Origin of the sequence: Streptomyces aurantiacus (assembly GCF_027107535.1) — a bacterium.
Lineage (GTDB): Bacteria > Actinomycetota > Actinomycetes > Streptomycetales > Streptomycetaceae > Streptomyces.
In genome coordinates, this window is sequence record NZ_CP114283.1 from 4346576 (window position 1) to 4360378 (window position 13803).

The 13803-nt window shown below is 70.1% G+C and carries 15 protein-coding genes; 9 read left to right on the forward strand and 6 right to left on the reverse strand.

Going from position 1 to position 13803, the window contains the following annotated elements; genetic code table 11:
• Positions 1–156: 156 nt before the first annotated feature.
• The 4 genes from O1Q96_RS21100 to O1Q96_RS21115 are packed head-to-tail and all read left to right on the forward strand — an operon-like array spanning position 157 to position 3136.
• Positions 157–1566 (forward strand): aromatic ring-hydroxylating oxygenase subunit alpha, encoded by a 1410-nt coding sequence (locus O1Q96_RS21100; protein ID WP_269249692.1) that lies wholly within the window; start codon positions 157–159, stop codon positions 1564–1566.
• Positions 1551–1877, forward strand: a complete 327-nt coding sequence (locus O1Q96_RS21105) for a 2Fe-2S iron-sulfur cluster binding domain-containing protein (RefSeq protein ID WP_269249693.1) — start codon at positions 1551–1553, stop codon at positions 1875–1877. Before O1Q96_RS21100 ends, O1Q96_RS21105 begins: the two co-directional genes overlap by 16 nt.
• 7 nt (positions 1878–1884) lie before the next feature.
• Complete coding sequence (locus O1Q96_RS21110; RefSeq protein ID WP_269249694.1) at positions 1885–2100, forward strand: transposase; 216 nt, start codon at positions 1885–1887, stop codon at positions 2098–2100.
• A 4-nt stretch (positions 2101–2104) separates the two neighbouring features.
• Positions 2105–3136, forward strand: coding sequence for an NADP-dependent oxidoreductase (locus O1Q96_RS21115; RefSeq protein ID WP_269249695.1), 1032 nt, complete (start codon positions 2105–2107; stop codon positions 3134–3136).
• A gap of 56 nt (positions 3137–3192) precedes the next feature.
• On the opposite strand, the gene O1Q96_RS21120 is transcribed toward O1Q96_RS21115, so the two are convergent.
• The 4 genes from O1Q96_RS21120 to O1Q96_RS21135 all read right to left on the reverse strand — a co-directional run bounded on the left by O1Q96_RS21120 (position 3193) and on the right by O1Q96_RS21135 (position 7496).
• On the reverse strand, positions 3193–3507 hold the full coding sequence (locus O1Q96_RS21120) for a putative quinol monooxygenase (protein WP_269249696.1): 315 nt from the start codon (positions 3505–3507) through the stop codon (positions 3193–3195).
• Between the two features lie 71 nt (positions 3508–3578).
• Positions 3579–5315 (reverse strand): PEP-utilizing enzyme, encoded by a 1737-nt coding sequence (locus O1Q96_RS21125; protein WP_269249697.1) that lies wholly within the window; start codon positions 5313–5315, stop codon positions 3579–3581.
• A gap of 52 nt (positions 5316–5367) precedes the next feature.
• Positions 5368–6192, reverse strand: coding sequence for an SDR family NAD(P)-dependent oxidoreductase (locus tag O1Q96_RS21130; RefSeq protein ID WP_269249698.1), 825 nt, complete (start codon positions 6190–6192; stop codon positions 5368–5370).
• Positions 6189–7496: an aromatic ring-hydroxylating oxygenase subunit alpha gene (locus O1Q96_RS21135; protein ID WP_269249699.1), complete on the reverse strand. Its 1308-nt coding sequence runs from the start codon at positions 7494–7496 to the stop codon at positions 6189–6191. The genes O1Q96_RS21130 and O1Q96_RS21135 overlap by 4 nt, the downstream gene beginning before the upstream one ends.
• 155 nt (positions 7497–7651) lie before the next feature.
• Between O1Q96_RS21135 and O1Q96_RS21140 the strand changes: the two genes are divergently transcribed.
• The 4 genes from O1Q96_RS21140 to O1Q96_RS21155 all read left to right on the forward strand — a co-directional run bounded on the left by O1Q96_RS21140 (position 7652) and on the right by O1Q96_RS21155 (position 11660).
• Positions 7652–8107, forward strand: a complete 456-nt coding sequence (locus O1Q96_RS21140) for a VOC family protein (RefSeq protein ID WP_269249700.1) — start codon at positions 7652–7654, stop codon at positions 8105–8107.
• A 96-nt stretch (positions 8108–8203) separates the two neighbouring features.
• On the forward strand, positions 8204–9208 hold the full coding sequence (locus O1Q96_RS21145; RefSeq protein ID WP_269249701.1) for a thiamine pyrophosphate-dependent dehydrogenase E1 component subunit alpha: 1005 nt from the start codon (positions 8204–8206) through the stop codon (positions 9206–9208).
• Between the two features lie 5 nt (positions 9209–9213).
• The gene (locus O1Q96_RS21150; RefSeq protein WP_269249702.1) at positions 9214–10227 is read left to right on the forward strand and encodes an alpha-ketoacid dehydrogenase subunit beta; all 1014 of its coding nucleotides are present in this window, start codon (positions 9214–9216) and stop codon (positions 10225–10227) included.
• A complete protein-coding gene (locus O1Q96_RS21155) occupies positions 10224–11660 on the forward strand; it encodes a 2-oxo acid dehydrogenase subunit E2 (protein ID WP_269249703.1) in 1437 nt (478 codons plus the stop codon). The genes O1Q96_RS21150 and O1Q96_RS21155 overlap by 4 nt, the downstream gene beginning before the upstream one ends.
• An 8-nt stretch (positions 11661–11668) precedes the next feature.
• Here O1Q96_RS21155 and O1Q96_RS21160 read toward each other — a convergent pair whose 3' ends face one another.
• A complete protein-coding gene (locus O1Q96_RS21160; protein WP_269249704.1) occupies positions 11669–12274 on the reverse strand; it encodes a TetR/AcrR family transcriptional regulator in 606 nt (201 codons plus the stop codon).
• A gap of 140 nt (positions 12275–12414) precedes the next feature.
• Between O1Q96_RS21160 and O1Q96_RS21165 the strand changes: the two genes are divergently transcribed.
• Positions 12415–13089, forward strand: coding sequence for a TetR/AcrR family transcriptional regulator (locus O1Q96_RS21165; protein ID WP_269249705.1), 675 nt, complete (start codon positions 12415–12417; stop codon positions 13087–13089).
• A gap of 6 nt (positions 13090–13095) precedes the next feature.
• Here O1Q96_RS21165 and O1Q96_RS21170 read toward each other — a convergent pair whose 3' ends face one another.
• On the reverse strand, positions 13096–13800 hold the full coding sequence (locus O1Q96_RS21170; protein ID WP_269249706.1) for an SDR family NAD(P)-dependent oxidoreductase: 705 nt from the start codon (positions 13798–13800) through the stop codon (positions 13096–13098).
• Positions 13801–13803: the final 3 nt, after the last annotated feature.

Genomic DNA, 13803 nt, shown 5'->3' on the forward strand with positions numbered 1-13803 from the left:
AGCGGGCTTGGGGAGAGGGGCGCCGCAATAACTTCCAGAATCCCAAGGAAATGGCGTGGTGACCTCGGAAGGTGGAGAAGTTGTTCACTGGCGCAAGTGTTGCTCCATGGCGCAACTGGTAACTACACTCACTCTAAAGTTTCTGCCGGAGGAGAGATGATGGACGAAACGTCGGAGCCGGCCACTGCGCGGTGCCCCGGGCCCAGCGTCCAGGACTACCTCGACCAGGACAGCCGTCCCGTTCCCCTCGCTCTGAGGTACGAGCGGAACGACTACCTCGGCAGCGAGGACATCGACACCGCCCGCTTCACCTCCCGCGAGTGGGCCGAACGCGAGATGCGGCAGGTCTGGCGGCGCGTCTGGCAGTTCGCCTGCCTGGAGAGCGAGATTCCCGAGGTCGGCGACCACGAGGTCTACGAGATCGGCGACGACTCCCTCATCGTCGTGCGCACGGCCCCCGACGAGATCCGCGCCTACGTCAACGTCTGCCTGCACCGCGGTCGCAAACTGCGCACCGGCGGCGGCAACGTCAGCGAGTTCCGCTGCTCGTTCCACGGCTTCGCCTGGAACCTCGACGGCACGATGCAGACCCCGCCCTGTGCCTGGGACTTCCCCCACGTCACCCCGGAGAGGTTCGCGCTCCCCGAGGCACAGGTGGCCACCTGGCGCGGCTTCGTCTTCATCAACATGGACCCGTACGCCGAGTCCTTCGACAGCTACCGCGGCACCTTCGACGACTACTACATCTGGCCGCTGGAGAACCGCTACAAGTCGCTGCACATCGGCAAGGTGCTGCCCTGCAACTGGAAGGTCGCACAGGACGCGTTCATCGAGTCCTTCCATGTGATCGCCACGCACCCGCAGATGCTGCCGTGGCTCGCCGACGCCAACTCGCAGTACGACGTCATGGCGGACCAGCCGAACTGGACCCGGATGATCAACATCCAGGGCGCGCCCAGCCCGCACGTGGCGGACTCCGTCACGGAGGAGGACGTCCTGGAGACCTTCTACGACTCGCGCGCGTTCTACGCCGCCGCCCAGGGCCGTGACCTGGTGATGCAGGAGGGTGACGAACTGCCGGCGATCCCGCCCGGGGGCACCGCCCGCCAAGTCCTCGCGGAGCGGATGCGCGCGCAGCTCGCGGTCACCTCGCAGCAGGACTTCTCGAAGACTCCGGACACCGAACTGCTGGATGCCATCAACTACTTGCTGTTCCCCAACTTCAACCCGTGGGGCGGCGCCAAGTCGAACATCATCTACCGGTTCCGGCCCAACGGTCTCGACCCCGACTCCTGCACCGCCGAGATCATCTTCATGTCGTCCCCGAAGCAACCCGGCGAGATGCCGCCCCCGGCGAAGATCCGCTGGGTGCCGGAGGACATGCTCTTCGCCGACATTCCCGAACTCGGCGTGCTCGGACCCGTCTTCGACCAGGACTGCGACAACCTGCCGTACGTCCAGGAGGGCCTCAAGGCGATGCGGAAGCCGGGCATCACCCTGGCCAACTACCAGGAGAGCCGCATCCGTCACTTCAACCGGACGCTCGACCAGTGGATGAACAAGTGAGCCACCGGGTGGCGGTCAGGCCCTCCGGCGTCGAGCTCGACGTGCTCGACGGCGAGGACCTGTTCACCGCCGCCCAGCGGCTCGGCTACCGCTGGCCCACCGTCTGTGGCGGCAAGGGCACCTGCCGTACCTGCTTCGTCCAGATCGAGGAGGGCACCGAGAACTGCTCCCCGGTGGGCCCGCTGGAACGCGAGGGCATCGAGTCGCTGCGCAGGCCGGTGGACGGCCTGACCCGGCTCGCCTGCCGGCTCCGGGTCGAGGGCCCTGTGACCGTGACCAAGCGCGGCGTGCGCCGCCGAGTGCAGGAGTGAGACCCCCATGTCCAAGCAAGTGATCCATCCACTGACCGGGCATGTGTACCGGCTCACCGAGGACGGACTGGTCGAGGTGACCGACCCCAGGACCGGGGCGCAGGGCGTCTTCGACTTCCAGGCCCGGTGGCAGTCGGGCGAACTGCGCCACGCCGACCTCCAGATGGCCGGCTGGGTCGGCCGCCTCGCCAGGCGGCGTACGACCCGGCAGCCGGAGGAGTGACCCCGTGACGCCCCGTACCACCCGGGTGGTCTGTCTGGTGCGCCGACCCGACGGAGAGCCGCTCCCCGGTGATTTCGCCGTCGAGGAACGCCCGCTGCCGCCCCTGGGGGAGGGGCAGCTGCTCGTGCGCAACCTCTACATGAGCGTCGACCCGTCCATGCGCGGGCGCCTGGAGAGCACCGAGAAGCACTACACGCACAACTTCGCCCCCGGATCACCGCTCGACGGCCGCGCTCTCGGTGTCGTGGAGGAGAGCCGCTGCGCCTCTGTGCCGGCAGGTACGTACGTACGGCATCAGCTGGGCTGGCGGGAGCGGGCCGTGCTGGATGTGGCGGACGCCGACGGCGCGGGTCGCATCGACCCGGAACTCGCCCCGCTGCCCACCTGGCTGGGGCTGCTCGGCCAGACCGGGTTCACCGCGTACGTGGGCTTGACCCGCGTCGCGGAGATGCGTGCGGGCGACACCGTCCTCGTGTCGGCGGCGGCCGGGGCCGTCGGCACCGCCGCCGGCCAGTTCGCGCGCATGCTCGGCGCGGACCGTGTCGTCGGGACCGCCGGAGGCCCGGACAAGTGCGCCCTGCTGGTGAAGGAGTTCGGCTACGACGAGGCCGCCGACTACCGTGCCGAGCCGGTGCGTGACGCGCTGGCCCGGCTGGCGCCCGACGGCATCGACGTGTACTTCGACAACGTCGGCGGTGAGCAGCTCGCCGCGGCTCTGCACGCGCTGCGCACCGGCGGCCGGGTCGCCCTGTGCGGCATGATGTCGCAGTTCGGCGGCGACCGGCGGACCGTGGACATCAACCAGTTGATCCAGGCGGTCCTCAAGCGGCTGACGTTGTGCGGCTTCATCGTCCGCGACCACGAGGACCTGCGGCCGGAGTTCGAGCAGCGGGTCGCGGGCTGGCTCGCGGAGGGCCGGATCACCGCACGCGAGACGGTCGTGGACGGCCTGGAGAACGCGGCGGGGGCACTGCTGTCCATGCTGGGCGGCGGCAACGTCGGCAAGATGCTGGTCCGGCTGGAGGGCTCCCACTGAACGTGCTGAAAACGGCGCCCCCTGGTGGGGGCGCCGTTTATCCGTGTGAGGCGTGTTCACCGCATGGGGCGCGACGCGGCCACGGCGTGGGCCGTCAGGGAGACCCCGACCCGGGTCAGTCCCGTCACGGCCGTCCGGAAGTCCTTGATGTGCGGGGTGGCGAAGTGCTCGTCGAGGGCCTGCTGGGAGCTCCAGTGCTCAAACACCCGGATACGCCGCTCGTCGGAGGGGTCGGCGGTCATCGCGTAGTCCAGACAGCCGGATTCCTCCTCGCGGGTGTGTAGGCCCAGCTCGACGAGGGCCTTCAGCACGGTGTCGCGGTCGCCGGGTGCGTAGTCCATCCAGCCGGCGACGATGATTTCCTCAGCCATGGGGGTCCTTTCGGGGTCGTGCCCGCGGGCCCGTCGCTCCGGTGCAGGGAAGCGACGGGCCCGCGGTGTTCTCAGCTGCCGAGCGGCGCGGGGACACTGTCCACGGTGACCGTGCCCCGGTCGCCGTCGACCGTGATGACCATGCCGTCCCGCAGCCGTCGCGTCCCGCTCTCGACGGAGATGACGGCCGGGATGCCCAGCTCACGGCAGACCACCACGGCGTGGCTGTTGAGCGCGCCCACATCCACGACGGCCGCACCGGCGACCAGGAACAGCGGGGTCCAGGCCGCGTCCGTGATCGGCGCGACGAGCACCTCGCCGGGCTCCAGCGCCTCGCACGAGGCAGGGTCGGTGACCACCCGCACCTTGCCGGTGTACGTGCCGTGGCTGCCGCCCACACCTCCGAGCACATCACCAGCGACGGCCGCCGGCGTCCGCTCCTCGGCGCGTCGAGGCCAGGTGTCGATCTCGGTCTGCGCGTCGTCGGCGACGAAGAACGGCGGCTCCAGCTCGTGCAGGCCCGCGTACTCCTGCAGCCGCTGTGCGATCACAGGGCCGAAGGACTCCGGGGCGGCGACATAGTCGTCGAGTTCGGTGTCCAGGAGCATCATCACGTCCTCGGGCCGGTCGAAGAGCCCCGCATCGACGCCGCGGCGGCCCAGTTCCCGTACGGCCATGCGGATCTCGTTGACGACGGTGACGCAGTTCGCCTTGGTGCGCTCGCGGGCCGGGATCCACACCTGGGAGGCGTGCATGCCGGCGTCGAACACGGGCCGCGTCTCCTCGGGCAGCGCGGCCCGGATCTCCCGCGCCGTACGCTCACGCCCCTCGGCCAGCCGCTCCTGGCGGGCGGCGGGGGAGTCGTCGTCGGGACTGTGCCGGATCCGGTCGACCAGGGCCAGCGCCTGGACGGGCGAGGCCTCCCAGGACAGGGCGTGGATGTCCCACTCGTTGGGGCCGCGATCGCCGGACTCCGCCAGGAATTCCTCGAAGGAGTCACGGAACGCCTTCACATCGCCGCTCGCTCCGTCGAGCGCCTGTTCGACCGCGGCCGAACCCCGGTCGAACAGCGCGCTCAGCTCGGCCGAGGCCGCCACCTGCCGGGACAGGGTCCACAGGCCGGTCGAGGGAGAGGCGGAGTCGACGTCGCCGAGACCGCCGATCAGGTCGAGCATGGCGCCGGGGCGGTCCACGCTCGCGCACAGCGGACCGAGGATCGCCGGTCCGACGGACGCGGGCAGCGATGACTCGACGTGCCGCTGGAAGGTCGTCTCCACCTCGTCCAGCAACGACCGTGCGTGCGCCACCAGTGCGGCGTCGGACAGCTGTGTCAGGTCGGGGCGTGAGCGGCGCAGGGCGCGCAGCCGTTCCCGGTCGGCGTCGGCTTCCGGGAAGCCGGCCTGGCCGAGCATCCGCTGGAGCGTCCCGCCCGCCTTGGCGGTCAGCTCCTCGTCCTGGTCGTCCGGGTGTGCCACGTACACCGGCGTGTCGGAGCGCTGTCCGACGAAGGCCGCGTCGATCTGGTCCGCTGTCTGGCCCATACGGATGCCGAACAGCCGCATGTGGGACAGGTTGAGGTAGAAGTGGCCGCCGAACATGCCGACGAACGGCGGTCGGGGCCCGGCCACCTCCTCCTCGCGGTAGATGCCGAACCCGACGAAGCCGTGGCGCCAGCCCTGCAGGCCCCGCCCCCAGACGAGGGTCCAGCCCAGCGGGCTGGCGGGTTCCGGCAGGGTCTCGCCCGCGTTGGCCCGGGTGTAGTGCGGCAGCCGCTCACTGCGCTGCCAGTCCGTGATCCAGCTCTTCATGACCGAGGTCTCCCGCTGTCCGTACCCGTGCCTGCCCCTGCCCGTCCTTCGCCTACCACTGCGCTGTTCCGCCGTCGACGCTGATCAGCGTGCCGGTGATACCCGCCCCCGCGTCGCTCGCGAGCAGCGAGGCGACCGCCGCGACCTGCTCCACGGTGGTGATCTCCTTGGTGGCGGCATGCTCGGCGAACCGGCCCAGCCACTCCTCGTACGAGATGCCCTCGGCCTCCGCCGCGGCGGGACCCGCGGCCCGCATGAGGTCGGTGTCTACGGCGCCGGGGCAGATGGCGTTGCAGGTGATGCCCTGGGTGCCGTACTCGAAGGCGGTCGCCTTGGTCAGGCCGTGGATGGCGTGCTTGTTGGTGATGTAGTGGCTGATCGCGGGCTTGTTGGCCTGCTTGCCCTCCACCGACGAGATGTTGATGATGCGGCCCCAGCCGCCTTCCAGCATCTTCGGCAGCGCCCGGCGGGTGCCGTAGAAGTAGCCGTTGACGTTCAGGTTGAGGGCGTTGTGCCACGCCTCGTCGCTGAGCTGGTGGATGGGGGCGAAGCCGGAGCTGCCGCCGACGTTGTTGACCCAGATGTCGAGTCTGCCGAAGCGCTCGGCGGCGAAGTCGGCGAGTCCTTCGATGTCCTGCTGACTGTTGGCGTCGCAGGGGTGGAAGACGGCCCGGTCCCCGGCGCCCATCTCTTCCAGGGCCTGCTTGCCCTTGACCTCCGAACGGCCGCTGACCACGACCGTCGCGCCGTCGGCCAAAAAGGCCTCGGCGATGGCGCGGCCGATGCTGCGCGTGCTGCCCGTGATCACCGCGACACGTCCGTCGAGGCTGCCCGTAGCCACCATGGTGTTCTCCCGCGAGTCTTGTTGGTTGTTCACCTGGTGGCTCTGGGGGCTGCTGTGGCGCCTCTGTCCAGGTGCTGATGAATGGTGCGGTGGAAGTGCTGGAGTCCGGGCTCGTTGCGTCCGAAGACGAAGTCGGTCCCGGCCAGGGCCTTCAGACCCTGCTGGACTCCGTAGGTGGTCGCGTAGTCCTCGTCGCGGACCACCTCGTGGAACCACTCGCCGAACCGGTCGGCGGTCTGGCGTTCCTCCTCGGTGACCGCCGGTTCCCGCAGCAGGATGATCTGCTGGGTCACCGACTCGGTCGCCGTCCGGGGGAGCACCAGGGACACGGCGATCTTCTGGCGCCAGCCGCCGGCGATCGCGAGGCCCGGGAAGAGCCAGTAGATGGGGCCGACACAGTCCCCGGGATCGCGCTGGTCCGGCGGCAGGTCGACCGCCTGCGCGATGGGGCGCAGGGCCGGTGCGATGCGCTGGTGGGGGCCCCAGGTGTCGTGGGCCATCATGTTGGAGAGGTTCGTCTCGAACACCGTCTTCGGGTGCAGCGAGGCGAAGTGGTACGTCTCCAGATAGCCGTCGAGGGTGACCTTCCAGTTGGGACTGGTCAGCTCGCCGGTGGAGTAGTGGTGGCACTCCGCCAGCCGCAGGCCCTCCAGCAGTGGCAGCAGGTCGCCCAGCCAGCCGTCCAGGTCGGGCTCGGCCGCCGGGTCAAGCGAGACGAAGACGATCCCCGCGCGCTCCCCGGCCGGGAGCCGGACGAGGCTGCGGCCCTCGCGCGGAACCTCGCCGAAGGTCTTCTCCGCGTACACGCCCCGCAGCTCGCCGGCCAGGTCGTACGACCAGGAGTGGTAGGGGCAGGTGAGCCGCTTCGACACCCCGCAGCCGGGTTCGAGGAGCTTGGCCCCTCGGTGCCGGCAGGCGTTGATCATCGCGTGCACGGTGCCCTGCCGGTCGCGGGTGATCAGCACGGGGATGCCGAGCACGTCGATCGCCTTGTACGTGTTCGGCCCGGGAAGCTCGCTGGACATGGCGAGCGGCAGGGGAACGCTGCGGTGGACGGCGTCCATCTCGCGCCGCCAGCGGTCGGCGTCCAGGTAGTTGGCGACCGGTTCCGTCCGCTGGCCGTCCGCCTCGTGCGTGGTGTTGTCGCGGTAGTGCTTCATCACCCGCTCGACGAGTTCGGCCGCCTCCCGCCGCATCGTCAGGGACGCGGCGTCGGTGGACCGGTCCTGGCTGATCCACGACGAGTATTCGGGGGTGGCGGGGGCCGATGGAGCCGAGGCCGGTGACCTGCGCTCGGCGCCTGTCTCCCGAATCTCCGGCGAACTGGTCTGGACCACGATGTCCTCACAATCCTCCCAGCCGCGAGCCGGTGACCGGCTCATGAATGCGACAGCTGGGTTGTGTCCGAAACGACAACAGGACTTAGTGTGCTCTGTCAATAGAAAGTGTCGAAGTCGCCGCTCGGTGTCCCGTGGGGGTGGGTGTGATGGTCATGACCCGGCCGTTCGAAGTGGGTGTGGTGGTGCGGGACCTGGCACTGATGGAGCGCTTCTACTGCGCCGCCATCGGCTGTCATGCCGAGCGCCGTTCGCGCGTACCGGATTCCATCGGCGGTCCGGCCGGGCTCGGCGGCGAACTGGTGGTCGTCTGGCTGGGGGTGCCCTCCGGGGGGTGTGTCAAGTTGATCCTTCCCCGGTCGGCGCCGGTAGCGGCGCATGCGGCGCCCTCACCGGCCGGACGTCCGGGGCTGTCGTACCTCACCTTCCACTTCGACGACATGGACCCCGTGGTGGCGGCACTGAAGGCCGCGGGTGCCCGGCCCCTTTCGGACCCGGTCGTCGTCCGGGCGCGCGGCCGGCGCATCAGCTTCTGGGCCGATCCGGAGGGCAACGTCGTGGAGTTGGTGGACGCGCGGACCGACAACCCGCAGCCGGGGCATAGTAATTAGAGACACTGTTCAGTAAGGTGCCCTCAGTTGGTTACTGTAGACCAGCAAAAGTAAGTCCGATTGCTTGGCAACCTCCCTCGGACGAAGGGGCGGACGATGGCTCAACGAGCGTCAACGGCGTCGAAGAAATCCCCGCAGGTCAGCGCGCAGGTCATCAGGGACCTGCACGAGCGCATGGTGCGCATCCGGCTGTTCGAGACCGAGGCGGGCAAACTCATGGAGGCGGGCAAACTGCCCGGCTTCCTGCACCTCTACGTCGGTCAGGAAGCCGTGGCCGCCGGCGTGATGGCAGCCCTGCGCGACGACGACCAGATCACCTCCACCCACCGCGGCCACGGACACGCCGTGGCCAAGGGCGTCGGCTTCCGCGAGATGTACGCCGAGCTGTACGGCCGGGTCACCGGCGCGTGCCTCGGCCGCGGCGGGAGCATGCACATCAACGACCTCAGCCGCGGCATGCTCGGCGCCAACGGCATCGTCGGCGCCGGCGTCCCCATCGCCGTGGGCGCCGCCTTCGCCGCCCGCTACAAGGGCGAGGACAGCGTCGCCGTGACCTTCTTCGGTGACGGCGCCACCAACATCGGTGCCTGGCACGAGGGCGCCAACATGGCCGCGATCCTCGGCCTGCCCGTGGTCTTCGTCTGCGAGAACAACGGCTATGCGGAGTTCACCCCGCAGTCCGGGCACATGCTGCTCACCGATGTCGCCGACCGGGCCGCCGCCTACGGCATGCCCAGCGTGATCGTCGACGGCATGGACGCGGTCGCCGTCCACCGCGCCGCCGCCGAAGCCGTCGAACGGGCCCGACGCGGCGAGGGTCCGATGATGATCGAGGCCAAGACCTACCGCTTCTTCGACCACCAGGGCGTCAAGGGACTGCGGCACCCCTACCGCTCGGACGAGGAGGTCGCCGAGTGGAAGACCCGCGACCCCATCGACCTGATCGAGGCCCGGGTCGTCGCCGACGGCACCGCGACCCGTGCGGAGCTGGACGACGTATGGCAGCGCACGCGCGACGAGATCGCCGAAGCCATCGCGTACGCCGAGGCGAGCCCGCTGCCCGACCCCGCCGACCTGCTGCTCAACGTCTACTCGGGATGACCGCCATGACCACGATCACCGAAGCGCCGGCCGTCGCCACGCGCAAACTCACCTACGTCAAGGCCTTCAACGAGGGTCTCGCGCAGGCCATGCGCGAGGACGAGAACGTCTTCGTCGCCGGCGAGGACGTGGCCGGCTACGGCGGCGTCTTCCGCATGTTCGACAACCTGCTCGACGAGTTCGGCCCCCGCCGCATGATCGACACCCCGATCTCCGAAGCCGCCCTGGTCGGTCTCGGTGTGGGGGCCGCCGCCCGGGGACTGCGTCCCGTCGTCGACCTGATGTTCATGGACTTCATCGGCGTCTGCCTCGACCAGATCGTCAACCAGGCCGCCAAGATGAAGTACATGTTCGGCGGCGCGCTGTCCGTGCCGCTCACCATCACCACCGCCTCCGGCGCGGGTCTCGGCGCCGCGGCACAGCACAGCCAGAGCCTGGAGGCCTGGCTGGCCCACGTGCCGGGCCTCAAGGTGGTGATGCCCTGCGACGCCTACACCGCCAAGGGCCTGACCGTCTCCGCCATCCGGGACGACAACCCGGTCGTCATCATGCTCAACAAGGTCCTGCTCGGCAGCACCAGCGAGGTGCCCGAGGAGATCTACGCCATCCCGCTGGGGCAGGCGCACACCGCACGGCAGGGCTCCGACGTCACCGTGATCGCCCTCGGCCGCATGGTCGGGGAGGCACTCGCGGCGGCCGACGAACTCGCCGCCGAGGGGGTGGAGGTCGAGGTGATCGACCCCCGCACCGCGCAACCCCTGGACACCGAGACGATGTTCGCCTCCGTCCGCCGCACCAACCGGGTCCTCGTGGTGCACGAGGCCGTCACCTTCGGCGGGCTCGGCGCGGAGATAGCCGCCCAGATCCAGGACGTGGTCTTCGACTACCTGGACGCGCCGGTCCTGCGCATCGGCGCCCCCTTCTCCCCGGTGCCCTTCTCCCCGGTCCTGGAGAAGGCGTACGTACCCGATCGCGCCCGTATCGCCCAGGGCTGCCGGCGTCTCCTCGAAAGGTCGTGACCGACGTGGCGGTCGAGGTTCTGCTGCCGAAGATCGGCCTGACCATGCAGGAAGGCACGATCGACGAATGGCTGGTGTCCACCGGCGCGGCCGTCGCGGAGGGCGACGCGCTGCTCCGGCTGGCCACCGACAAGGTCGACGTGGACGTCGAGGCGGAGGCCGGGGGACTGTTCCACCCCGTGGTTCCGGCGGGGGCCACCGTGCCCGCCGGGGCCCTCATCGGCTGGCTGCTGGCCGAGGGCGAGCAGCCACCGGACCCGGGGGGTACGCCGATGCCCGCCGGGTCCGGGTCCAGCTCCGGTGTGGCCACCGACGTGCCTGCCCTGGACAGCGGCGGTGCGGGTACGGGAGCCCTGCCGGCCCTGACCGGCACCGGTGCGGTCCCCGAGGCCGGAGCCGCCGCGCCCTCCGTCAACGGCACCGGTGACCGGCTTCTGTCCTCGCCGAACGCCCGGCGCGTCGCCGTGGCCGCCGACGTCGACCTCACCGCCGTACGCGGCACGGGGCCCGGCCGCCGGATCGTCTCCGAGGACGTGGAGGAGTTCCTCGCGGCCCTCCCCGGCGACCTCCTCGCGCCGCTTCCCGCAGGTGACACCCCCTACTCGCCGCTGGTCCGCAAGCTGGCGAAGGAGAGGGGCATCGACCTCTCGGCGGTGAACGGCACCGGGCCCGGCGGCCGGATCCGCCGGTCCGACCTCGACGCCCTCGCCCCGGCTCCTGTTCGCCGTAACGCGGCCCCTCAGCCCGGCGACGTCCTCCCGCTCACCGGGATGCGCGGCACCATCGCCCGCAGGATGCACGCCAGCCTCCAGGAGATGGCACAGCTGACGCACGGCTACGAGGTGCGGATGGACGCCGTGGTGTCCCTGCGGGGCCGGCTCAAGGAGGAGTGGGCCGACAGCGAACTGCCGGTGCCCAGTCTCAACGACTTCCTGCTGAAGGCCGCTGCCCTGGCCCTGCGCGAGCACCCCCTGCTCAACGCGACGGTGCGCGAGGACGGCGTCCATCTGCTCGACGGCATCCACCTGGGCTTCGCGGTGGCCGTCCCGGGCGGCCTCATGGTGCCCGTGATCGAGGACGCGGTGGCGCTGCCGCTGCCCGAGATCGCCCGCCGGTCGAGGGCCCTGGCCGAGGCCGCGCGCGAGGGTCGGATCTCTCCCACCCAGTTGGAAGGGGCCACCTTCACCGTCACCTCGCTCGGCGGATACGGCGTCGACTTCTTCACGCCCGTGATCAACCCCGGCAATGTCGCGATCCTCGGGGTGGGGAGACTCAGGGACGGCGTCGAGTGGGTGGACGACCGGCCGCTGCGGACGCGGGTGCTGACCCTGAGCCTCACCTTCGACCACCGTGCCGTCGACGGGGCACCCGCCGCCGAATATCTGCGCACGGTCGGTGAACTGCTGAGCAAGCCGCTCCGCCTGCTGGTGTGACCAGTGGCCTAGGTGGCCGGGTCGGCGATCCGCTCCGCGAGCTCGCCGACCTCGCGGACGAAGGAGCGGTGCCCCAGCGACCGGTAGACGTCGTCACCCCGGACCTGTGAGATCGCGGCTGTCTCCAGCAGCGCCAGCAGGCCCAGGCCGATCACCGCCGCCTCGGCGTCGGAGACGGACCCACGCGCCTTGCGGATCAACCGCACCAGCTCCTCCAGCAACTGCGTACGGCTCTCCTGGCGCAGTGCCTCCGCGTCGTGGCTCATACCGGCCGACGACACGAAGAACACGGAGGCGGCGGACCGTTGTTCCCCCAGCCAGGACAGCAGCGTGGTGACTGCTGCTCCGATGTCCGAGCCGGGCTCATGGGCTTCGGTGATCGCCTGCAGCTGCTCGCGCAGCGCGGCGGCGAACGCCCGCATGGCCTCCGCCAGGACCTGGTCCTTGGAGGAGAAGTGGTAGTACACCGCCGCCGAGGTCATCTCCGCACGCGCGGCGATGTCGGCCACCGTCACCTCGTCCGGCGACTGGGTGGCGAACAACTCCGTAGCTGCCTCGATCACCCACTGCTTGCGCGAGGGACGGTGAGCGGCGCGGGTTCCGGATGTTGTCATGCTGTCAAGTATGCCGGGATCCAGGTTCCCCGGAGACCAATGTGCAGCAGGAATTATGCGGACGATCGGTCGGAGTTACTCGATACAATGGTCAGTACGCAGGGCCCACGGACGAGGGTTCACGCCAGTTGGCAGGGAGCATGATGGCCACCACGAAGAACGGCAAGCAGCCCGCCCACCGACCCTCGCGGCGGCAGCACATCATCACCGCCGCCGTGCGGGTGTTCGGCCGCAACGGCTTCGCGGAAACCAGCATCCAGGACATCGCCGACGAGGCACAGGTCGTCCCCACGGCCGTCTACTACCACTTCGACGGCAAGGAAGAGCTGCTCGAGCTCGCCATGCGCCGGGTCTTCGACCAGCTGAACGCGGTCGTGGAGGCAGCTCGGCCGGAGTCCGAACCGGGTGACGCGGAGGGCCTGGTCCGCGTCATCGACGCCGTGTGGGCATGGGTGGAGCAGAACCCGGAGGAGGCCCGGCTGTACCAAGTCCAGGTCGCCTCCGCCAACGGCAACGTCAAGTTGCTGCGGGACGAGTTCGAGCAGCGGCACATCCAGCGTGGCTACGACTATCTGCCCGAGGGCACCACGCGCGGCCCCCGGGCGGCCAAGGCCCGGCACGCGGCACAGGCGCTCGCGGTCCGCACGCTGATCAGTACGACCATGCTCGTCACCGCGCTGCGGGCGGAGGGGGGACCGCTGTCCCAGCTGCCCTCCCGGTCCGTGCTGGAGGCGGTCAGGGAGCTGGCGCTGCGCATCGTCGCCGCCGAACAGAAGCCGACGGAGCCGGTGAAGCCTGCCACGTCACGGACTTGAGGTGGTTCACCAGGGCAGTGGCATGCGATCGGCGAACAGCCCGCCCGTCGTCTCGTCCCCCTGGGGAAGGGTCGCCAGCCAGACCGGGGTGTCCGCACCCTCCGCCGGCCCGCGCGGGGCGGACGACCCGCCCATGCCGCTGCGGGTCCAGCCGGGGTCGGCGGCGTTGACCAGGACGCCCGTGCCGGCCAGCTCGGCCGCGAGCATACGGGTCAGGGCGTTGAGTGCCGCCTTGGACATCCGGTAGGCGGGATGCCGACCGGAGTCCATCAGCGCCAGTGAACCGTACGAGCTGGTGACGTTCACGACCCGGCCGTAACCGGCTTCCACCATGCCCGGGACGACGGCCTCCGCCATGCGCCAGGCGCCGGTGAGGTTCGTGTCCAGGGTCGCGCGCAGGATGCCCTCGTCGAGGTACGGGGGCCGCAGTTCCCCGTCCAGGGACACTCCCGCGTTGTTCACCAGGACGTCGATCCCGCCGGTCAGCTCCCGTGCCTTTTGGACCGCTTCGCCGACGCTCGTCGCGGAGGTCACGTCCAGGGCCAGCGGCAGTGCCGCCGGGCCGATGGCGCGGCACGCTTCCTCCGCGGCCTCCAGTTTTCGCGCCCCGACCAGGACGCGCAGTCCCCGGTCCGCGAGCTGTCGGCCGATCTCCAAACCGATTCCGCGTGCCCCGCCGGTCACCAGCGCGGTTCTGTCACCGTGCCCCATGGC

Coding starts and splice junctions, on each gene's coding strand:
- O1Q96_RS21165 (WP_269249705.1), top strand. CDS start 12,415: ATGATGGCCACCACGAAGAACGGCAAGCAGCCCGCCCACCGACCCTCG.
- O1Q96_RS21170 (WP_269249706.1), bottom strand. CDS start 13,800: ATGGGGCACGGTGACAGAACCGCGCTGGTGACCGGCGGGGCACGCGGA.
- O1Q96_RS21160 (WP_269249704.1), bottom strand. CDS start 12,274: ATGACAACATCCGGAACCCGCGCCGCTCACCGTCCCTCGCGCAAGCAG.
- O1Q96_RS21125 (WP_269249697.1), bottom strand. CDS start 5,315: ATGAAGAGCTGGATCACGGACTGGCAGCGCAGTGAGCGGCTGCCGCAC.
- O1Q96_RS21145 (WP_269249701.1), top strand. CDS start 8,204: ATGGCTCAACGAGCGTCAACGGCGTCGAAGAAATCCCCGCAGGTCAGC.
- O1Q96_RS21150 (WP_269249702.1), top strand. CDS start 9,214: ATGACCACGATCACCGAAGCGCCGGCCGTCGCCACGCGCAAACTCACC.
- O1Q96_RS21120 (WP_269249696.1), bottom strand. CDS start 3,507: ATGGCTGAGGAAATCATCGTCGCCGGCTGGATGGACTACGCACCCGGC.
- O1Q96_RS21100 (WP_269249692.1), top strand. CDS start 157: ATGATGGACGAAACGTCGGAGCCGGCCACTGCGCGGTGCCCCGGGCCC.
- O1Q96_RS21110 (WP_269249694.1), top strand. CDS start 1,885: ATGTCCAAGCAAGTGATCCATCCACTGACCGGGCATGTGTACCGGCTC.
- O1Q96_RS21140 (WP_269249700.1), top strand. CDS start 7,652: ATGACCCGGCCGTTCGAAGTGGGTGTGGTGGTGCGGGACCTGGCACTG.